This is a genomic window from Tepidimonas alkaliphilus (genome assembly GCF_007556595.1).
Lineage (GTDB): Bacteria > Pseudomonadota > Gammaproteobacteria > Burkholderiales > Burkholderiaceae_C > Tepidimonas > Tepidimonas alkaliphila.
Genome location: NZ_VJNB01000001.1, coordinates 96,540 through 115,981 on the forward strand (window position 1 = coordinate 96,540; position 19,442 = coordinate 115,981).

General features: G+C 70.0%; 17 protein-coding genes and 1 tRNA gene. 6 read left to right on the top strand and 12 right to left on the bottom strand.

Features of this window, described 5'->3' with window-relative positions:
- Positions 1–71: 71 nt before the first annotated feature.
- Both Talka_RS00475 and Talka_RS00480 read right to left on the bottom strand, forming a co-directional pair.
- Positions 72–3,134: an efflux RND transporter permease subunit gene (locus Talka_RS00475; protein WP_143889068.1), complete on the bottom strand. Its 3,063-nt coding sequence runs from the start codon at positions 3,132–3,134 to the stop codon at positions 72–74.
- The gene (locus Talka_RS00480) at positions 3,131–4,222 is read right to left on the bottom strand and encodes an efflux RND transporter periplasmic adaptor subunit (RefSeq protein ID WP_143889438.1); all 1,092 of its coding nucleotides are present in this window, start codon (positions 4,220–4,222) and stop codon (positions 3,131–3,133) included. The genes Talka_RS00475 and Talka_RS00480 overlap by 4 nt, the downstream gene beginning before the upstream one ends.
- 74 nt (positions 4,223–4,296) lie before the next feature.
- On the opposite strand from Talka_RS00480, the gene Talka_RS00485 reads away from it, so the two are divergent.
- Positions 4,297–4,974, top strand: coding sequence for a TetR/AcrR family transcriptional regulator (locus Talka_RS00485; protein WP_185970006.1), 678 nt, complete (start codon positions 4,297–4,299; stop codon positions 4,972–4,974).
- A 6-nt stretch (positions 4,975–4,980) separates the two neighbouring features.
- Here Talka_RS00485 and Talka_RS00490 read toward each other — a convergent pair whose 3' ends face one another.
- The 7 genes from Talka_RS00490 to Talka_RS00520 all read right to left on the bottom strand — a co-directional run bounded on the left by Talka_RS00490 (position 4,981) and on the right by Talka_RS00520 (position 12,360).
- Positions 4,981–5,268, bottom strand: a complete 288-nt coding sequence (locus Talka_RS00490; protein ID WP_143889070.1) for a DUF167 domain-containing protein — start codon at positions 5,266–5,268, stop codon at positions 4,981–4,983.
- Positions 5,269–5,331: 63 nt separating this feature from the next.
- Positions 5,332–5,407 (bottom strand) — tRNA-Thr (locus Talka_RS00495).
- A gap of 46 nt (positions 5,408–5,453) precedes the next feature.
- On the bottom strand, positions 5,454–6,506 hold the full coding sequence (locus Talka_RS00500) for a class 1 fructose-bisphosphatase (protein ID WP_143889071.1): 1,053 nt from the start codon (positions 6,504–6,506) through the stop codon (positions 5,454–5,456).
- Between the two features lie 32 nt (positions 6,507–6,538).
- Positions 6,539–9,193: an aminopeptidase N gene (pepN, locus tag Talka_RS00505; RefSeq protein WP_143889439.1), complete on the bottom strand. Its 2,655-nt coding sequence runs from the start codon at positions 9,191–9,193 to the stop codon at positions 6,539–6,541.
- Positions 9,194–9,228: 35 nt separating this feature from the next.
- Positions 9,229–10,333 (bottom strand): peptide chain release factor 2 gene (prfB, locus tag Talka_RS00510; protein ID WP_143889072.1). Its coding sequence is split into 2 segments (ribosomal slippage): positions 9,229–10,251 and positions 10,253–10,333, totalling 1,104 coding nucleotides; the frame shifts between segments, so codons are not numbered across the junction.
- 92 nt (positions 10,334–10,425) lie between these two features.
- Positions 10,426–11,310: a DMT family transporter gene (locus tag Talka_RS00515; RefSeq protein ID WP_246100505.1), complete on the bottom strand. Its 885-nt coding sequence runs from the start codon at positions 11,308–11,310 to the stop codon at positions 10,426–10,428.
- Between the two features lie 78 nt (positions 11,311–11,388).
- Positions 11,389–12,360: an alpha/beta fold hydrolase gene (locus tag Talka_RS00520; RefSeq protein WP_143889073.1), complete on the bottom strand. Its 972-nt coding sequence runs from the start codon at positions 12,358–12,360 to the stop codon at positions 11,389–11,391.
- A 49-nt stretch (positions 12,361–12,409) separates the two neighbouring features.
- On the opposite strand from Talka_RS00520, the gene plsY reads away from it, so the two are divergent.
- On the top strand, positions 12,410–13,180 hold the full coding sequence (gene plsY, locus Talka_RS00525; protein ID WP_143889074.1) for a glycerol-3-phosphate 1-O-acyltransferase PlsY: 771 nt from the start codon (positions 12,410–12,412) through the stop codon (positions 13,178–13,180).
- 120 nt (positions 13,181–13,300) lie between these two features.
- Positions 13,301–14,356, top strand: a complete 1,056-nt coding sequence (gene murB, locus Talka_RS00530) for a UDP-N-acetylmuramate dehydrogenase (protein WP_143889075.1) — start codon at positions 13,301–13,303, stop codon at positions 14,354–14,356.
- A 15-nt stretch (positions 14,357–14,371) separates the two neighbouring features.
- On the opposite strand, the gene Talka_RS00535 is transcribed toward murB, so the two are convergent.
- The 3 genes from Talka_RS00535 to Talka_RS00545 all read right to left on the bottom strand — a co-directional run bounded on the left by Talka_RS00535 (position 14,372) and on the right by Talka_RS00545 (position 16,800).
- A complete protein-coding gene (locus Talka_RS00535; protein WP_143889076.1) occupies positions 14,372–14,812 on the bottom strand; it encodes a hypothetical protein in 441 nt (146 codons plus the stop codon).
- 107 nt (positions 14,813–14,919) lie between these two features.
- Positions 14,920–16,281 carry an argininosuccinate synthase gene (gene argG, locus Talka_RS00540; protein ID WP_143889077.1) on the bottom strand — a complete coding sequence of 454 codons (1,362 nt, stop codon included), beginning with the start codon at positions 16,279–16,281 and terminating at the stop codon, positions 14,920–14,922.
- A gap of 171 nt (positions 16,282–16,452) precedes the next feature.
- Entirely contained in the window at positions 16,453–16,800 is a 348-nt protein-coding gene (locus Talka_RS00545) for an ArsC family reductase (protein ID WP_143889078.1), read from the bottom strand.
- An 80-nt stretch (positions 16,801–16,880) separates the two neighbouring features.
- Here Talka_RS00545 and folC point away from each other — a divergent pair, with 80 nt between their 5' ends.
- Genes folC through Talka_RS00560 form a run of 3 tightly spaced genes read left to right on the top strand, consistent with a single transcriptional unit; the run spans position 16,881 to position 19,432 of the window.
- Entirely contained in the window at positions 16,881–18,227 is a 1,347-nt protein-coding gene (folC, locus tag Talka_RS00550) for a bifunctional tetrahydrofolate synthase/dihydrofolate synthase (protein ID WP_143889079.1), read from the top strand.
- 3 nt (positions 18,228–18,230) lie between these two features.
- On the top strand, positions 18,231–18,944 hold the full coding sequence (locus Talka_RS00555) for an SPOR domain-containing protein (protein WP_143889080.1): 714 nt from the start codon (positions 18,231–18,233) through the stop codon (positions 18,942–18,944).
- Positions 18,945–18,946: 2 nt separating this feature from the next.
- Entirely contained in the window at positions 18,947–19,432 is a 486-nt protein-coding gene (locus tag Talka_RS00560; RefSeq protein ID WP_143889081.1) for a CvpA family protein, read from the top strand.
- The last annotated feature ends 10 nt before the right edge of the window (positions 19,433–19,442 follow it).

Below are 19,442 nucleotides of genomic sequence, written 5' to 3' on the forward strand. Positions count from 1 at the left end.
CCCGGCCGTCACGGCCGTCGGCTCGGTCGGCGGGGTCGCTCAACCCGGCAGCGGTCACGCGGCGGCCGGCCTCAGGCCGCCGCCGGCCGGATGCGGAACCACAGCGCGTACAGCGCCGGCACGAACAGCAGCGTGATCGCCGTGCCGACGGCCACGCCGCCGATCAGCACGTAGGCCAGCGGCCCCCAGAAGCTGTCGTGCGTCAGCGGTACGAAGGCCAGCACCGCCGCCAGCGCCGTCAGCACCACCGGACGGGCGCGCTGCACCGCCGCTTCGACCACGGCGTCGAAGGCGCTCAGGCCAGCTTTGAAGTTGTCGGCCACCTGCTGCGTGAGGATCAGCGTGTTGCGCATCAGGATGCCGGCCAGGCCCGTCAGCCCCAGCAGCGCCACGAAGCCGAACGGCTGCCAGAACACCAGCAGCGCCAGCACCGCGCCGATCAGCCCCAGCGGCGCGGTGGCCACGACCATGAAGGTGCCGGCAAACGAGCGCATCTGCAGCATGATGAAGATCAGCATCGCCGCCACCATCAGCGGCTGCAGCTTCTGGATCGAGAGGTTGGCCTTCTCGGACTGTTCCACCGAGCCGCCGATGGCCACGCGGTAGCCGGGCGGCAGTTCGGCGCGCAGCGGCTCCAGCGCCTTCCAGACGGCGGCGGTGACGTCGTTGGGCTGCGCGCCACGCACCTCGGCCTGCACGGCCACGAACGGCTCGCGGTTGTAGCGCTTGATGACCGGCTCCTCGTAGCGCACCTCCAGCTGGCCGAGTTGCGCCAGTGGCACCTTGCGCCCGTCGCGGTTGAGCAGCTCGAGCGACCCGACCGTCTCGGCGCTGGGCCGCGCGCCAAGCACCGCACCGCGCGCCATCAGCTCCACCGTGCGGTTGCCGATGCGCAGCTGCGTCACCGGCACGCCGTCGAGCAACGTCTGCAGCTGCTGCGCCACGTCCTGCGGCGTGAGGCCCAGCAGCCGCAGCCGGTCGGCGTCGGCGCGCAGCGCCAGCACCGGCACGCGCTCGTCCCATTCCAGGTGCGCATCGACCACGTGCGGGTTGGCCGCCATCACCTCGCGCACGCGGTGCGCGACGCGGCGCAGCTCCACCGGATCGGGCCCGAAGACGCGGAACTGCACCGGCCAGGCCACCGGCGGGCCATACAGCAGCCGCGCCACGCGCACGCGCGCCTCGGCAAATTCGCCGCGCTGGATGTGGTCTTCGAGCGTGGCGATGATGCGGTCGCGGCTCGCCTCGTCGTGCGCGACGACGATCAGCTTGCCAAACGCCGGGTTGGGCGGCTCCGGGTTGGCGGAGATGAAAAATCGCGGCGCGCCTGCCCCGACGTAGGCTGACAGCGTCTTGACCTCCGGCATCGGCGCCAGGATCGCCTCCAGCCGGCGCACGGTCTGGTCGGTGACGCGGATGCTCGTGCCCTGCGGCAGATAGACGCTGACCAGCACCTCCGGGCGGTCGCTGCTGGGGAAGAACTGCTTGGGCACCACCTTGGCCATGGCGAGCCCCGCCAGCGCCAGCAGCGCCACGGTGGCGGCCACCACCGTCTTGCGCTGCGTCACGCACCAGGCCACGACGGCCCGCAGCCGGCGGTAGGCCGGGGTCTGGTAGAGCTGGTCGTGGCCGTGGCGCGCCTCGGGCGGCACGTCGCGCAGCATCTTCACGCCCAGGTAAGGGGTGAACGTCACCGCCACCAGCCACGACACCAGCAGGCTGATCGCCAGCACCCAGAAGATGTTGCCGGCGTATTCGCCCACGCCCGAGCGCGCAAAGCCGATCGGCAGAAAGCCCGCCACCGTGACGAGGGTGCCGAACAGCATCGGCGCGGCCGTCACGTTCCAGGCATGAGCGGCGGCGCGCACCCGGTCCCAGCCTTCTTCCATCTTCACCAGCATCATCTCCACGGCGATGATGGCGTCGTCCACCAGCAGGCCCAGCGAGATGATCAGCGCCCCCAGCGTGATGCGGTCCAGGTTGATGCCCATGGCCTTGAAGACCACGAAGCTCAGGCCCAGCGTCACCGGCACCGCGATGCCGACGATCAGGCCCGCCCGCAGCCCGATGGCCAGCATGCTCACGCCCATCACCACCGCCACCGCAACCAGAAACTTGATCTGGAACAGATTGACGGCCTTGGCGATGGCGTCGGCCTGGTTGGTCAGCTGCGTCAGCTCCAGCCCGAGCGGCAGCTCGGCCTTCTCGCGCTCCAGGTAAGCATGCAGGCGCTCGCCGAGCTGCAGGCCGTTTTCCCCTTTGTTCATCACGACGCCGATCAGCACCGCGTCCTGCCCGCGCGCGCGCACCAGGTAGCTGGGCGGATCTTCGTAGCCGCGGCGGATGGTGGCGATGTCGCCCAGCCGGATCACCTTGCCGCCGGCACGGATCGGCAGCCGCGCCAGCGCCTCGGGGTCGGAGAGGTCGGCGTCGAGCCGGATGTGCAGGCGCGGGCCGTCGGTTTCCAGCCGGCCGGTGGGCACCAGGCGGTTGCTGGCGTCGATGGCCTCGAAGATGGCCTGCGGCGACAGGCCCAGGTTGACCAGCCGCGCGTTGTCGAATTCCACATCCATGCGCTGCGTGCGCTCGCCCAGCAGCAGCGCCTTGTGCACGCCGTCGATGCGCTGGATCTGGTCGCGCAGCCGCTCGGCCTCGCGCACCAGCTCATCGTGCGGCAGCTTGGGCGCGGTCAGCGCCAGCAGGCTGAAATAGACGTCGGCGAAGTCGTCGTTGGCCACCGGGCCGATGACGCCCGCGGGCATCTCGCGCTGCGCATCCCACATGCGCTTGCGCACCTGGTAGAACAGTTCCGGCACGCGCGCCTGCGGTGTGTAGTCGTGGAACTCCACCTGCAGCGTGGCCTGCCCGGGGCGGATCGTGGTCTCGATGCGGTAGAGGAATTCAACCTCCTGGATTTTTTTCTCCAGCCGGTCCACCACCTGCTCCTGCAGCTGCTGCGGCGTGGCGCCGGGCCAGGCCACATTGACCTGCATCACGCGCACGGTGAAGGCCGGATCCTCCGCACGACCCAGTGTCGCAAAGGCGTAGATGCCGCCCAGCACCGACAGGATCAGGAAGAAGAGCGTGACGGCGCGCTCGCGCACCGCCAGCGCCGACAGGTTCGGAAAGCTCATCGCGCGCGCTCCTGCACCGTCATGCCCTGCTGCAGCAGGTGCGTGCCCAGCGCCACCACGCGCTCGCCGGCCTGCAGCGGCGCGGCCACGACGGCGTGCCGGTTATCGACGCGCAACACGCGCACCGGCACCGTCTCCAGCTTGCCGTCGCGCACGCGCCAGACGCGCGGCCCTTCGGCGCGTTCATCCAGCGCGCCCACCGGCACGCGCCAGGTGCCGACCGGGCTGGCACCCGCGTCCAATGGGGCGGTCGGCTGGCCCGGCAGCGCGAACTGCGTGCTGACGACGCTGCCCAGCGGCAGCTCCGCCGGCAGGCCGTCGGCGCGGTAGCGCGCGCGGCGCGTGCGCGCCAGCGTATCCACCATCGGGGCGGCCTCGCGCAGGGCGAGCGCCACCGTGCGCCCGTCCGGCAGCCGCGCCTGACCGGTCGCGGGCGGGGTGACGGTCTCGGGGAAGAACACCTCCACCTCGCGTGCGCCGGCCTGCGCGAGCGTCGCCACCGGCTGGCCCGCCGCCACCACCTGGCCCGGCTGACCGGTGACCTCGGTGACGACGCCGGCCGCCGGCGCGCGCAGCTGTGCGTAGGCGCGGCCGTTGCGCACCTGGGCGAGCCGCGCCTGCGCGGCGTCGCGGCGGCTGGCGGCCTCGCGCGCGGCCAGCTGCGCGCGGTCGGTGGCCTGGGCGCTGACGAAGCCCTGCGTCGCGAGCGTGCGCACCCGCTCCAGATCCGCCTGTGCGGTGCGCAGCGCCGCTTCGGCGGCGGCCACGTCGGCCTCGGCGGCGCGTACGGCCTGCTCCAGATCCGACGGGTCCAGCTCGAACAGCACCTGCCCGGCCTGCACGCTCTGGCCCGCGTCCACGCGCCGCGCGGCGATGCGCCCGCCGACCTGGAACGCCAGCGGCGCCTCCACCCGCGCGCGCACCGTGCCGGACAGGCCCAGCCCCGAAGCCGTCAACGGCTCCACCGCCGCGGTGGCCACCACCGGCGTCGGCGTCTCGGCGCGCGGCGTTTCGATCCGCTGGCAACCCGCTGTCAATCCCATCACGATAAGGCCAACTACGCTCAAGCTGGCGCGCCGCAAGGCCATAACCTTCACGGTGGTGTTCCTCCTAAGCGGTGTGCAGTGCACTAATTATGAAACGCTATCGTATAGTAAATGCCATGACCCCACCGCAAACAGGCATGCGCATTGGCCAGCCTGGCCGCCCGCTGGACGCGCGCAAGGACGAGCTTATCCTGCAAGCCGGGCGCGAGCTGTTGCTGCGCGGCGGCCCGCTGGCATTGACCATGGAGGCGGTGGCGCGGGCCAGCGGAGTTTCCAAAGCCACGCTCTACCGCCGCTGGCCGCATCGCGAGGCTCTGCTAGAGGCGCTGGTGCTGCGCGAGGCGCAGCCGCTGTTGAGCATGTTGGAAGGCACCCCCACGGACGACGCCGGGCTGGCCGCCAAGTTGGAGGCGTTTTTGGATTCGATGCTGGCGTTGATGGGACAGCCGGGTTATCGCGCTTACCTGCAGGCGATTGTGGCGCTGCCCCAGCAGCAAGCCGACTTGCAGCGCATCTGGTGGCTTGGCCCGCATCAGACGATGGAGTCGGTGGCGGCCTTGTTGCGCCGCTATGCCGCCGCGCAGGGCCGCCGCTGGCCGGCCGCTGCGCGTGATGCCGAAACGCTCATCGGCATGGCTATCGGCCTGGAGCAAGCGCGCATTCTTTACCGTCAGCGGCCGTGGCGGGCCGATGCGCGGCTTCGACGGCGCCTGATACGAGCGGTGGTGGCCAGCTTTTTGGGGCGTAGGTCGGCCGGGATTGCGGTCTGCGAGGGTAACGTGGGACGAGGATAAGGTCGATTAGCTCGCTTGCATTGCCTGCAGGGCGCCTGCGTTGTCCAGTCCATCGATTGCCAGTCGTTTGGTGCGGCTGGTGTGCCCACGAACGATGCGCACGCACGAGCGGGGCACCCCACATCGCTCAGCCACGAAGGCGATGAGCGCCTCGTTGGCCGCGCTGTCCACCGGCGGGGCGGCGAGCTGGATCTTGGGCAGACCGCCGTGCAGGCCCGCAAGCCGCGTCTGGCGCGCGCCGGGCTGGCAATAGATGGTGAGGGCAGCGGTGACGTTGGGGTCGCGCTTGGCCATGGCCACATGGGCCTGGATGCTAGCAAAGAGCCCGCGCGAGGCGGGCTTAAGCCTTGATTTTCCTGGTGCCGCAAAGAGGATTCGAACCTCCGACCTACTGATTACGAATCAGTTGCTCTACCAGCTGAGCTATTGCGGCTTGGCGACTTGCCCGGTTTGAGCGGACGATATCGCTTAAACCACCATTATACCGCTGTTGCGGGGGCTGGCTGGCCGTCGGCCTCGAGGTGGTAGCGCGTCACGCGCTCGACCTCGTTTTTGGAGCCGAGGATGACGGCCACGCGGTCGTGCAGGCCCTTCGGCTCGATGTCGAGGATGCGCCGGCGCCCATCGGTGGCGGCCCCGCCCGCCTGCTCGACGATCCAGCCCATCGGGTTGGCCTCGTACATGAGACGCAGCTTGCCGGGCTTGTTCGGCTCGCGCTTGTCCCACGGGTAGAGGAACACGCCGCCGCGCGTCAGGATGCGGTGCACGTCGGCCACCATCGAGGCGATCCAGCGCATGTTGAAGTCCTTGCCACGCGGGCCCTCCGCGCCGGCCAGGCACTCCTCGATGTAGCGGCGCACCGGCGCGGCCCAGTGGCGCCAGTTGCTCATGTTGATGGCGAACTCGCGCGTGTCCTCGGGGATACGAACCTGGTCTTGCGTCAACACCCAGGCGCCCTGTTCGCGGTCGAGCGTGAACATTGCCACGCCGTTGCCGACGGTGAGCACCAGCGTGGTCTGCGGGCCGTAGATGCAGTAGCCGGCGGCGACCTGCTGGCGCCCAGGCTGCAGGAAGTCGGCCTCGCTGACCGGCTCGATGACGGCGGGATCGTCGTGCAGGCGCTTCAGCACCGAGAAGATGGTGCCGATGCTGACGTTGCAGTCGATGTTGCTGGAGCCATCCAGCGGGTCGAACAGCAGCAGGTATTCGCCCTGGGGATAGCGGTTGGGGATCGGGTGGATGCCGTCCAGCTCCTCGGAGGCCATGGCCGCCAGATGCCCGCCCCATTCGTTGGCCTCGATCAGCACCTCGTTGGCGATGACGTCGAGTTTCTTCTGCACCTCGCCCTGGACGTTCTCGGTGCCGGCCGAGCCGAGCACGCCGCCCAGCGCCCCTTTGCCGACGGCGATGGCGATGCGCTTGCAGGCGCGCGCGACAACCTCCAGCAGCAGCCGCAGCTGTGGCGTGATGACGCCGTGCACGCGCTGCTGCTCGATCAGGTAGCGGGTCAGCGAGATGCGGGACTCGGACATGGTGGCGACTCCGGGCGGAAAAGGGCAGGGGGTCAGTCGGCCAGCGCGCGCGTGACGACCTCGCGCACGTCGGTGCTGAGCGGCTCGTGCGCGGCCACCGCCTGCAGCGCGGCCTGCGCGGCGCTGCGGTAGGGCTCGGCGAGCTTCTTCCAGCGGTCCAGCGCGCGCGCCAGGCGCGCGGCCACCTGCGGGTTGAAGGCGTCGAGCTCCAGCACGCGGTCGCGCCAGAAGGCGTAGCCGGCGCCGTCGGCGCGGTGGAAGCCTGCCGGGTTGGCGTGGCAGTAAGTGTGGATCAGGCTGCGCGCGCGGTTGGGGTTGCGCAGGTGGAAGTCCGGGTGCTGCAGCAGCGCCTGCACGCGCGGCAGCGCGTCGCCGCCGCGGTCCGGCGCGCCGGCCTGCAGCGCGAACCACTTGTCCAGCACCAGCTCCTCGTCGCGGAAGCGGGCGTGGAACTGCTCCAGCGCGCGCGCCGCCAGCTCGTGCCCGGCCGTGACCAGGGCGCTGAGCGCCGCGTAGCGGTCGGTCATGTTGGTGGCGTCCTTGAAGCGCTGGTAGGTCTTGCCGGGCCAGACCGGGTTGCCGTTGTCGCGCGCGGCCAGACACAGCATCTGCAGCGCGAGGCCCGCCAGCGCCCGCCGGCCGGCGCTGACCGGGTCAGGCCGGTAGGCGCCGTTGTCCTTGTGCTGTTCGTAGGCCCAGATCCAGTCCTCGTGCAGCGCGTGCGCGAGCTGGCGGCGCATCGCCTCGCGCACCGCGTGGATGCGCTGCGGATCGACCGCGTCGAGCTGCTCGGCGATGTAGGTCTCGGCCGGCAGCGTCAGCACCAGCTCCTTGAACGCCGCATCCAGCGTCGGGTGGCGCAGCACCGCGCGCATCGCCTCGAGGAACGGCGCATCCAGCGGATCGTGCACCGGGCCGTCGGCGCGCACCGCCGCCAGCGCCCGCCGCAGCGCCAGCTGCTGGCCGGCCTCCCAACGGTTGAAGGGGTCGGTGTCGTGCGCCAGCAGCGTGCGCAGCTCGTCGTCGCTCAGGTCGTGCTCCAGGATCACCGGGGCGCTGAAACCGCGCAGCAGCGACGGCACCGGTGCGGCGTCCAGCCCCTCGAAGACGAGGGTGGTCTGCGGCTCGTGCAGCACCACCAGCCGCTCGGTCTGCGGCAGCGCGCGGCCCTGGGCGTCCAGCAGGCCCATGGCCACCGGAATGACGAACGGCTCCTTGACCGGCTGGCCCGGCGTCGGCGGGCAGCTCTGCCGCAGCGTCAGCGTGTAGGTGCGCGCCTCGGCGTCGTAGTGCCCGCGGGCGTGCACGCGCGGCGTGCCGGCCTGGGAATACCAGCGCTTGAACTGCGGCAGCCGGCGCGCCAGCTCGCTGTCGGGGTTGGCGTCCGCCATCGCCTGCGCGAAGTCGTCGCAGGTGACGGCCTGCCCGTCGTGGCGCTCGAAGTAGAGCTTCAGGCCCCGCGCGAAGCCGTCGCGGCCGACCAGGGTCTGCATCATCCGCACGACCTCGGCGCCCTTCTCGTACACCGTGACGGTGTAGAAGTTGTTGATCTCGGCGTACTGGTCGGGGCGCACCGGGTGCGCCATCGGGCCGGCGTCCTCCGGGAACTGCACGGTGCGCAGCACGCGCACGTCCTCGATGCGCTTGACAGCGCGCGCCGAGGGGCTGCCGGCCATATCCTGGCTGAATTCCTGGTCGCGGAAGACCGTCAGCCCTTCCTTGAGGCTCAGCTGGAACCAGTCGCGGCAGGTCACGCGGTTGCCGGTCCAGTTGTGGAAATACTCGTGCGCCACCACCGACTCGATGTTGGCGTAGTCGGTGTCGGTGGCGGTGGCCGGGTTGGCCAGCACGTACTTGGTGTTGAAGATGTTGAGGCCCTTGTTCTCCATCGCGCCCATGTTGAAGTCGCCCGTGGCGACCACCATGAAGCGCTCCAGGTCCAGCGGCAGGCCAAAGCGCGTCTCGTCCCAGGCGATGGCCGCCATCAGCGACTGCATCGCGTGTTCGGTCTTGTCGAGGTCCGCCGGGCGCACGTAAATCTGCAGCAAGTGCTCGGTGCCGTGGCGGCTGACGATCGGCTGGCTGCGGCAGACCAGGTCGCCGGCCACCAGCGCGAACAGGTAGCACGGCTTGCGGTGCGGATCGACCCATTTGGCGTAGTGACGCCCGCCGTCCAGCTCGCCGCTTTCGACCAGGTTGCCGTTGGACAGCAGCACGGGATAGCGCTTCTTGTCGGCGCGCAGCGTCACGGTGTAGGTGGCCATGACGTCGGGCCGGTCGAGGAAGTAGGTGATGCGGCGAAAGCCCTCGGCTTCGCACTGCGTGAAGAAGGTGCCCTGGCTGACGTAGAGGCCCATCAGCTGGGTGTTCTTCTCCGGCGCGCAGGTGGTGAAGATTTCCAGCTCGAACGGCTCGGGGCCTTCGGGCAGGGCCTCCAGCACGAGCTGGCTGCCATCGATCCGGAAGCTGGCGCCCTGGCCGTTGACCAGCACCCGCGCGAGGTTCAGCTCCTCGCCGTCCAGCCGCAGCGGCTGCGCCGGCACGTCGGGGTTGCGGCGCACGCGCATGCGGTTGAGCACGCGCGTCTTGGCCGGGTCAAGGTCAAAGGTGAGATCGACGGTGTCGATCCAGTAGGCCGGCGGCGCGTAATCCTCGCGGCGCACGATACGGGGGGTGCCTTCACGCATGGCGGTCATGGGTGCGTTCCTGATGGGGGAGGGGCTCAGACGCCCTGCTTGAGCGAGGCTTCGATGAACACGTCAAGGTCGCCGTCCAGCACCTTCTGCGGCGTGGAGACTTCGACGTTGGTGCGCAGGTCCTTGACGCGGCTTTGGTCGAGCACATAGCTGCGGATCTGGTGGCCCCAGCCGACGTCGGTCTTGCTGGCCTCCAACTGCTGCTTGGTTTCCATGCGCTTGCGCATTTCCAGCTCGTAGAGCTTGGAGCGCAGGCGCTGCCACGCCAGGTCGCGGTTGGAGTGCTGGCTGCGGCTGTCCTGCGCGGTGACGACGATGCCGGTGGGGATGTGCGTCAAGCGCACCGCGGAGTCGGTCTTGTTGACGTGCTGGCCGCCGGCGCCGCTGGCGCGAAACGTGTCCACGCGCACATCGGCCGGGTTGATCTCCACCTCGATCGAGTCGTCGATTTCCGGATAGACGAACACCGAGGCAAACGACGTGTGGCGCCCGCCGGAAGAATCAAACGGCGACTTGCGCACCAGCCGGTGCACGCCGGTTTCGGTGCGCAGCAGTCCAAAAGCGTAGTCGCCCTCCACGCGGATGGTGGCGCTTTTGATGCCCGCTGTCTCACCCGGCTGCTCGTCCTCCACCGTGGCCTTGAAGCCCTTGCGCTCGGCGTAGCGCAGGTACTGGCGCAGCAGCATCTGCGCCCAGTCGCACGCCTCGGTGCCGCCGGCGCCGGCCTGGATGTCGATGAAGCAGTTGTTGGGGTCCGCCGGGTTGTTGAACATGCGGCGGAATTCGAGCTTCTCGACCTCGGGCGCGATGCGCGCCACGTCGGCCTCGATCGTTTCCAGGCCCGCGTCGTCGCCCTCGGCGCGCGACATCTCGAACAGCTCGGCGTTGTCGGCCAGCTCCTGCGCCAGCCGGTCCAGCACCAGCACCACGTCCTCGAGCGACTTCTTCTCCTTGGCCAGCTCCTGCGCGCGCTTGGGGTCGTTCCAGACGCCCGGATCCTCCAGCGCGGCGTTGACCTCCGACAGCTTCAGCGCCTTGGCGTCGTAGTCAAAGAAACCTCCGCAAGTCGGCGACGCGCTGCGTCAGGTCCTGCAGGCGGTGGGCAAGAGCGTTCAAGCGTTCGGCTTCCATGGCTGCGTTCCGTGCGGATCCAGTCTCGGTTCGATGACAAACCGCGGATTTTCGCACGGAGGCGCCGCTTCGGGGGCGGGCGGCACGCGCCGTCAGTCGCGCCGGCCGAGCTGCGCCACCAGCATGCCGGCGACGATCAGCGCCGCGCCGCCCCAGCCGCGCCAGCCGATCGCCTCGCCCAGCACCCACCAGCCGCCCAGCGCCGAGAACACCCCTTCGCTGCTGTAGATGATGGCCGCGTGCGTCGGGTGGGCGTGGCGCTGCGCGATCACCTGCAGCGTGTAGGCCACGCCGATCGAGAGGATACCGCCCCAGGCGATGGCGCCCGCTGCGGCCCACAGCGCCGCCGGGCCCATCGGTTCGGCGCGCGCCAGCGCCACCGCCCACGACAGCGCCGCGGCCACCAGGTACTGCACCAGCGACAGCCGCAGCGCATCGTGACGCCGCGCGTAACAGCCCACCAACAGCACATGCACCGCCCACACCGCTGCGCTGCCGAGCTGTAGCCAGTCGCCCGGGGCGATGGTGGCGTCGGGCTTGACGCTGAGGAAATACAGCCCGGCCGTGGCCAGCGCCACCGCCAGCCACACCGGCAGGCCGACGCGCCGCCCGAACAGCGCCAGCAGCAGCGGCACCAGCACCACATACAGCCCGGTGATGAAGCCGGCGTTGGATACGCTCGTGCCCAGCAGCCCCACCTGCTGCAGGTTGATGGCCACAAACAGCACCAAGCCCAGCAGCGCGCCGTCGCGCCACAGCCCCGTGGAATCCAGCACGGGGATGGCGGCGAACGGCCCGCCGCGCCAGCGCCACAGCGGCGCAATCAGCAGCAGCCCCAGCGTCAGGCGCGCGGCGGTGTAAGCAAACGGCCCGACGCTGTCCATGCCCATCTGCTGGGCGACGAAGGTCGAGCCCCAGATGGCGGCGGTCAACAACATCAGCGCGTCGGTCAGCCAGACGCGTGGCGCTGGGTTCAAGTGTCAATCCTCCCTTGCCGGAGCAAGCGCCTTGCAGCCTGCCGGCGTTGAATCCTAGGGGTGACCTGTTGCAGCCCGTCAACCCAAGTGCGACGCAATCAGTGCCGCCACCTGGCCAGGCTGATCGTGATGCAGCATGTGGCCGGCATCGTCCACCCGCTCGATGCGACAGTGGCGCACCACCGAAAGCCTTTCATGATACTGCGCCAGCGAATATTCGCCGCGCTGGAACCACTGCGCCAGGCTGTCGTCGCTGCCCTCGACCACCAGCACCGGCGCCTCAATGGCAGCCCACGTCGCCAACACCTCGTCGAGTCGGTAGGGCTGGCTGCTGCGCACCTTGTGGGCGGCGTCGCCCAGGATGACCCATTCGCCGTCAGGTTGGGCCGGGTCGAGCGGACGCGCCCAGTGGGCTGCCAGCCAGCGTGCGCGCTCAAGCGGCAAGCGCGGGTTGGTTTTCATCAGCCGTGCGGCCACCCCATCCAGCCCGCGGTAGGTTTTGAGCCGGATGTCGCCTTGTGCGTATCGTCCCAAATCATCCAGCCAGCGAGCCAGGTGGCGCGGCGCCTGGGCCGGGTCGCTGGCCGGCAGGCCAAACCCCTCCAGATTGACCAGCCGACGCACGCGTTGCGGGCGCACGCCAGCGTAGAGCATGGCGATGTTGCCGCCCATGCTGTGACCCACCAGATCCACCGGTGCATCTGGCGCGCGACCGAGCTGCGCGTTGACATGGGCGATCAGGGCGTCAAGATCGCCAAGGTAGTCGGCCAGCACGTAATGGTCGCCCAAGCCATACGGCGGAGGAAAGTGATCCGGCGGGAGGTGAGCCGCCCGAGATAAGCCAAACCCGCGCCAGTCCGGCGCGATGCACCAACGCGGCGGCGCCAGCGCTTCCACCACCCATTGCCACGAAGCCGACACGTCCATCCAACCGTGCAGCAACCACAGCGGCGGCTGTTCGGGGTCGGGCCGGCCCCACCAGCGCAGGTGGTGGCGCACGCCGCGCAAGGTGACGTAGGCGCTGCGGCTTGTCCGCGCAAGAGCATCCATAACTTGACAATTATTCCGAGCGGCAGCCCTTTCACGGACGATGGCCGTCATGCTGGCGACAGCGCCCGCCGACCCCGTGCGCGGCGGCCGTCCGCGCACAGCGCAGGCGGCGCTGGCACAATCCGCGCTGCAGGAGGAGTTGCCCGTGCCCGAATCGACGCCTTGGGTGGCTGCCGCGGTGGCGGCGCTGTTGGCTTACTTGGTGGGCTCGCTGTCGTTTGCCGTGCTGGTCAGCCGCGTCATGGGCCTGGCCGACCCACGCACTTACGGCAGTGGCAACCCGGGGGCCACCAACGTGCTGCGCAGCGGCAGCAAGGCGGCAGCGCTGTTGACGCTGCTGCTGGATGGACTCAAAGGCTGGGCGCCGGTGTGGGCGAGCGCGCGCTGGGGATCGAACTGGGGCCTTGCCGACGGCGCGCTGGCCTGCGTCGGGTTGGCCGCATTTTTGGGGCACTTGTTTCCCGTGTGGTTCCGTTTTCGAGGCGGCAAAGGGGTGGCCACGGCAGCTGGGGTGATGCTGGCATGGGTGCCGCCGCTGGGCTTGCTGGTGGTGTTCACTTGGGTGGCGGTGGCGCTGACGCTGCGCTATTCGTCGCTGGCCGCCATCGTGGCGGCGCTGGCGGCGCCGCTGGGTTACGGTTGGTTGGATGGCTTGTGGTGGGAGGCTCGGTTGCCGATCGCGGCGGCGATGGTGGCCATGGTGGCGCTGTTGCTCTGGCGGCACGCCGGCAACATCCAACGCTTGCTGGCAGGACAAGAAAGCCGCATTGGCGAGCGCAGCCGCGCAGCCAAGTCCAGCCCTCCGCAACGACCTGGCTGACGCCGCAGGCGCAGGCGGCGTTAGCCGGCTGCGCGCCAGCCCGAACGTTGAGCGAGTTGCCGCCCCCGCTCTTGACGGCGCGCCGGCTTTGCCTTGCCAGGCTTTGCGACAATCGCGAGCATGCAGGTCGAATACCAAGCGCCGCTGCAGCGGCTCAACACGTTTGGGATCGCGGCGCGCGCGCGTTGCCTGGTGCGCGTGCGCAGCGAGGATGACGTGCGGGCGCTGCTGCGTCAGCCTGGCTGGGACTGGCAGCACACCTTCATTCTTGGCGGCGGCAGCAACATCGTGCTGGCGGGCGATGTGCAGCGCACCGTTTTGAAGGTCGAAATCCCCGGACGGCGCTTGCTGCGCGAGGACGAGCGCGGCTGGCTGGTGGAGGCGGGCGCTGGCGAGCGGTGGCACGATTTTGTCGTCTGGACGCTGCAGCAGGGCTGGCCAGGCTTGGAGAACCTGGCGCTGATCCCCGGCACGGTCGGGGCGGCGCCGGTGCAAAACATTGGCGCTTACGGGGTGGAGCTGCAAGACCGCTTTCACTCGCTGGACGCGATCGATCTGGAGACGGGCGAGACCTTCACGCTGCACCACGAGCATTGCGCCTTTGGCTACCGCGATTCGGTTTTTAAGCACGATCGGCCCGGCGCGCGGGGCATGGGCTTGCGGGGGCGCGCGTTGATCACGCGCGTGCGCTTCTGGCTACCACGGCGCTGGCGTCCTGAGCTGTCCTACCAAGATTTGCAGCGCAAGGTGGCCGAAACCGGGATCCAGCAGCCCTCGCCGTGGCAAGTGTTGGAGTGGGTGTGCGCCATCCGCCGCGCCAAGCTGCCCGATCCGGCGGTGTTGGGCAACGCCGGCAGCTTTTTCAAGAACCCCACGGTCACCGCCGAGCAGTGCGCCGACATCATCGGTCGCGACCCGCGCGTGGTTCACTACCCGATGCCCGACGGCAGCGTCAAGCTGGCCGCCGGTTGGCTGATCGATGCCTGCGGCTGGCGCGGCAAGACGGTTGGCCGAGCGGGGGTGTATGAGAAGCAGGCGCTGGTGCTGGTCAACCGCGGCGGGCCCCAGGATCCATGCTCAGGCGGAGAGGTGATGACGCTGGCGCGGTTGATCCAAACCAGCGTCTATGAGCGTTTCGGCATCCGGTTGGAGCCGGAGCCGGTGTGCGTGGGGTAAGCGCCGCTGCGGCGCTCAAGCCGCCAGCGCCAGGGCGGCTTCCTGAGCGGGCGCTTCGCTGCAGCGCGCGTGCGGGCGTGCCGCCATCGCCTCCAGCGTCTCGACCATGGTTTGCGCGCTCAGCTGCCCGGCGCGCACCAGGCGGCGAAAGTCCTCCAGCGCACTTTGACGCCGCCGCTCGATGCGCTGCGCCTGCGCCGCAGCGGGCTCGTCAACTGCGCGCTCGGCAGCGGTCAACACCGATACTGTCAGCCAGCGCTGCTGATATCCGCATGTGGGGCAGATCAACCCCCGGCGCTGCGCCACCAACACGCCTATGTAGCCGCCAGCCAAGGCGTGGCGGCCATCGCGGGCGTGCGGGCAGGTCAGCGGGTAGGCGGGGGAAGGCGCCACGCCCGCCTGGGCACGGTTGATACGGTCGATCAGTTCGGCATCAAACGGCGCAACGAGCCACATGAATGCTTGCTCCTACGAGGCGACTCCCAACTGGAGCCGTTGCTGGAGCGCAATTGTGCGGGCCCTTGCCGTCCTCCCCAAGGCGGCCTTGCAATGCCAAACGCTTGTTACACCCCGTTACGCGGCGGCGTCGCATCGCCTGTGTCGGGGGTCAGGCGCAGCCAGCCTCCTGCCGGGTCAGCCCCCAGCAAGCCGGTTTGGCAGTAGAGAGTGAGCTTGTCGCGCGTGTCGGCGATGTCGAGGTTGCGCATCGTCAACTGCCCGATGCGGTCGCGTGGACTGAACGCAGCGGCGCCCTTTTCCATCGTCAGCCGCTCGGGGTGGTAGGTCAGATTGGGGCTTCGGGTGTCGAGGATCGAGTAGTCGTTGCCGCGGCGCAGCTCCAGCGTCACCTCCCCGGTGATGACGCGCGCCACCCAGCGCTGCGCCGCCTCGCGCAGCATGATGGCCTGCGGATCGAACCAGCGGCCCTGGTAGAGCAGGCGGCCGAGCTTGCGGCCATTGTCGCGGTACTGCTCGATGGTGTCCTCGTTGTGGATGCCGGTGAGCAGCCGCTCGTAGGCGATGAACAGCAGCGCCATGCCGGGGGCTTCGTAGATGCCGCGGCTCTTGGCCTCGATGATGCGGTTCTCGATCTGGTCGCTCATGCCCAGGCCGTGGCGCCCGCCGATGCGGTTGGCCTCGAGGAACAGCTCCACCAGGTCCGGGTATTCGCGCCCGTTCAAGGCCACCGGGCGGCCCTCCTCGAAGCGCACCGTGACCTCCTCGGGGCGGATGTCGCAGTCCTCGCGCCAGAACGGCACGCCCATGATCGGGTTGACGATGCGGATGCTGGCGCTCAGGTGCTCCAGATCCTTGGCCTCGTGCGTGGCGCCCAGCATGTTGCTGTCGGTGCTGTAGGCCTTTTCCACCGACATGCGGTACTCGAAGCCGTGACGGATCAGAAACTCGCTCATCTCTTTGCGGCCGCCCAGCTCGTCGATGAACGCCTGATCCAGCCACGGCTTGTAGATCTGCAGTCCGGGATTGGTCAGCAGGCCATAGCGGTAAAAGCGCTCGATGTCGTTGCCCTTGTAGGTGGAGCCGTCGCCCCAGATGTGGACGTCGTCCTCCTTCATGGCCGCCACCAGCATCGTGCCGGTCACGGCGCGACCCAGCGGCGTGGTGTTGAAGTAGGTCACGCCCGCGGTGCTGATGTGGAACGCCCCGCACTGCAGCGCCGCCAAGCCTTCGGCGGCCAGCTGCGGCCGGCAGTCCACCAGACGCGCCTTCTCGGCCCCGTAGGCCAGCGCGCGCTTCGGGATGGCATCGTAGTCCGGCTCGTCGGGCTGGCCCAGGTTGGCGGTGTAGGCATAAGGGATGGCGCCTTTCTGGCGCATCCACAGCAGCGCGGCGCTGGTGTCCAGGCCGCCGGAGAAGGCGATGCCGACCTTGCGGCCAACAGGCAAGCTTTGCAGGATGACGGACATGGTGGTTGGTTATGTAATCAAGCGTCAATCGTGAGGAGCGAACCCCGCCGGACGCCATATGACGTTAGCCCCGTTGGCGCACAGGCCGAGGCCGTGTGGCGGGGCGTCCGACGTGGTTGCCGCCCCCATTGTAGGGGGGCGAAGGCGTCTGGCCAGGCGCAGCCGGCGGCTCTAGTGTCGCTGCGCCCACGCCTGTGCATCGAAGCCTGCGCTGATGGCGCCATCGCTCCATTCCACCACCGGGCGGCGAATCACGCTGGGCTTGGCCAGCATCAGTGCGCGGGCGCTGGCGGCGTCGGTGACGCCGGCCCGCGTGGCTTCATCGAGTTGGCGCCAGGTGGCGCCACGGCGGTTCAGCAGCGCCTCCCATCCCAGCGCGGCCAACCATGCGTCCAGACGGCTCTCGGGCACGCCTTGCTTTTTGAAGTCGTGAAAGGTGTAAGCACGCTGCTGCGCTTGCAGCCACGCGCGCGCTTTTTTGACCGTCTCGCAGTTGGGGATGCCATACACGGTGATCATGGCCGCCATCGTAGCGCAGCGCAAGGCGGGCGGCGGTGTTGGCACAATGCGGGCGGTTCGCGTTGCCCCCCTCCAAGACCATGACCGACCCGACCCCGACCTCCGTCGATGCTCCGTCCGCCGATGCCCCGCTGGCCGTCTGGCTGGCGCATCTGGAGCGCCTGCACGGGCAGCGCATCACGCTCGGGCTGGAGCGCGTGCGCGCGGTGGCCGCGGTGATGGGCGCGGCGCTGCAGCCGGTCTGCCCGGTGATCACGGTGGCCGGCACCAACGGCAAGGGTTCCACCTGCGCGATGCTGGAGGCCATCGCCCGCGCCGCCGGCTACCGCACCGGGCTCTACACCTCGCCGCACCTGGTGCGCTTCGAGGAACGCGCGCGGCTGGACGGCCAGCCGCTGGCCGAGGCGCGGCTCGCGCCGTCGTTCGCGGCGGTGGAGGCGGCGCGCCGCGTCGCTGGCGACGTGGCGCTGAGCTACTTCGAGTTCACGACGCTGGCCTGCGTGCACGCGCTGCTGGCGCAGCGGCCCGAGGTGCTGATCCTGGAGGTCGGCATGGGCGGACGGCTCGACGCCGTCAACCTGTGGGACGCCGACTGCGCCGTCATCACCAGTATCGACCTCGACCACATGGAGTACCTCGGCCCCGACCGCGAGGCCATCGGCTACGAGAAGGCCGGCATCCTGCGCACCGGCCGGCCCGCCATCGTGGCCGACCCGGCGCCGCCGCGCAGCGTGATCGACCGCGCGCGCGAGATCGGCGCCGACCTGTGGCTCGCGGGGCGCGACTTCCGCCACGGCGGCGACCGTCAGCAGTGGCACTGGCAGGGACGCGCGCGTCGCTACGCCGGGCTGGCGTTTCCGGCGCTGCGCGGCGTCAACCAGCTGCTCAACGCCAGCGGCGCGCTGGCGGCGCTGGAGGCGCTGCGCGCGCGCCTGCCGGTCACCGCCCAGGCGGTGCGGCAGGGGCTGGCCACGGTGGAGTGGGCGGGGCGTTTCCAGGTGGTGCCGGGGCAGCCGGTGCTGGTGCTGGACGTGGCGCACAACCCGCACTCGGCGGCGGCGCTGGCGGACAACCTCGACGCGATGGGCTTTTACCCGCAGACGCTGGCGGTGTTCGGTGCCATGGCCGACAAGGACGTGGCGCCGATGCTGGCGCGGCTCGACGCGCTGGTGGACGGCTGGCATTTCTGCGACCTGCCGACGCCGCGCGCCGCGCCGGCCGAGGCGCTGCGCCAGCGCTGGCAGGGGCTGACGCGCCGCGCCGACGTGGCCGCGCAGGTGCACCCCGGGCCGGCCGAGGCGTTGGCCGCCGCCGTGGCCGCCGCGGACCCCGCTGGTAGAATCGTGGTCTTCGGATCGTTCTACACGGTGGGGGGCGTGCTGCAACATGGGTTGCCGCGCCTGGGCGCCAAGCACCTGCAAGCCTGAAGCATGTTCCAATTTGGCTCGCGCTCGTCCCGCGCCGCTGCCTCGTCGGCGGGCGATGCGCCCCCCGACGCCCCCAGCCTGGAGGCGCTGCGCCGCCAGGCGCGTCGCCGGTTGATCGGCGCGGCGGTGCTGGTCGGGGCCGCGGTGATCGTGCTGCCGTGGCTGCTGGAAGCGCAGCCGCGTCCGGTGCCGGTGGACGTGGCGATCGAGATCCCGCCGCGCGACGCCGCAGCGCCGCTGCCCGCGCCGGGCGTCGCGCCGGCCCCGGCGGCCGAGCCGGTGGAGCAGGTGGTGCTGCCGTCGCCGCGAGCGGCGCAGGCGCCAGCCCTCGCTGCCCCGGGCTCCCCGTCCGTGGCATCGGCGTCCCCGGCTGACTCGGCTGCTGCGCCCGCCCCGGCCCGTCCAGCGCCGCTGGCTGCGGTGTCGGCGCCGCAGCCTTCGGCCACAACGTCAGCCACGCCTCCTGGCCCGGCAATGGAGGCCGCGAAGGTGCGCGTCGTCGTGCAGGTCGGCGCCTACGCCGAGGCCGCGCGCGCGCAGGAAGTGCGTCGGCGGCTGGAAAGCGCTGGCCTCAAGACCTACACCCACGTCGCCGACACCCCTCAGGGCAAGCGTATCCGCGTGCGCGTGGGGCCGTTCGACAGCCGCGCCGAGGCCGAGAAGGTGGCCGAAAAGGTCAAGGCGTTGGGCCTGCCGGCGGCGGTGCTGACGCTGTGACGATGGCGCTGGTGGACTTGGGATTGCTCCTCGTGATGAGCGCCTCGGTGCTGATCGGCGGCTGGCGCGGCTTGCTGTTTGAGGCGGTGTCGTTGATGGGGTGGGTGGCGGCCTTTGTCGTCGCGCAGCACGCGGCGCTCCCCATCGGCCAGGCGCTGCCGCTGGAAGGCTGGGGCGAGCCGCTGCGCTACGCCGTCGGATTTGCGCTGGCGTTTGTGGCCGTGGCGCTGGCGGCCGGTTGGCTGGCTTGGCTGTTGCGCCGCGGGGCCATGGCCTTGGGCTTGCGTCCAGCCGATCGAGCGCTTGGCGCCCTGTTCGGCGCGTTGCGCGGGGTGGTGTTGTTGCTGGGGTTAACCTTGCTGGTCTGGCAAACTCCGTGGGCTCAATCGACGCCCTGGCGCGCGTCGGTGGGCGTGCGTTGGCTGGAGCAGGGCTTGCAGGCGTTGCGTCCTTACGTGCCGCCGCCGGCGGCGGTGTATTTTCCGTAACGAGCGGCAA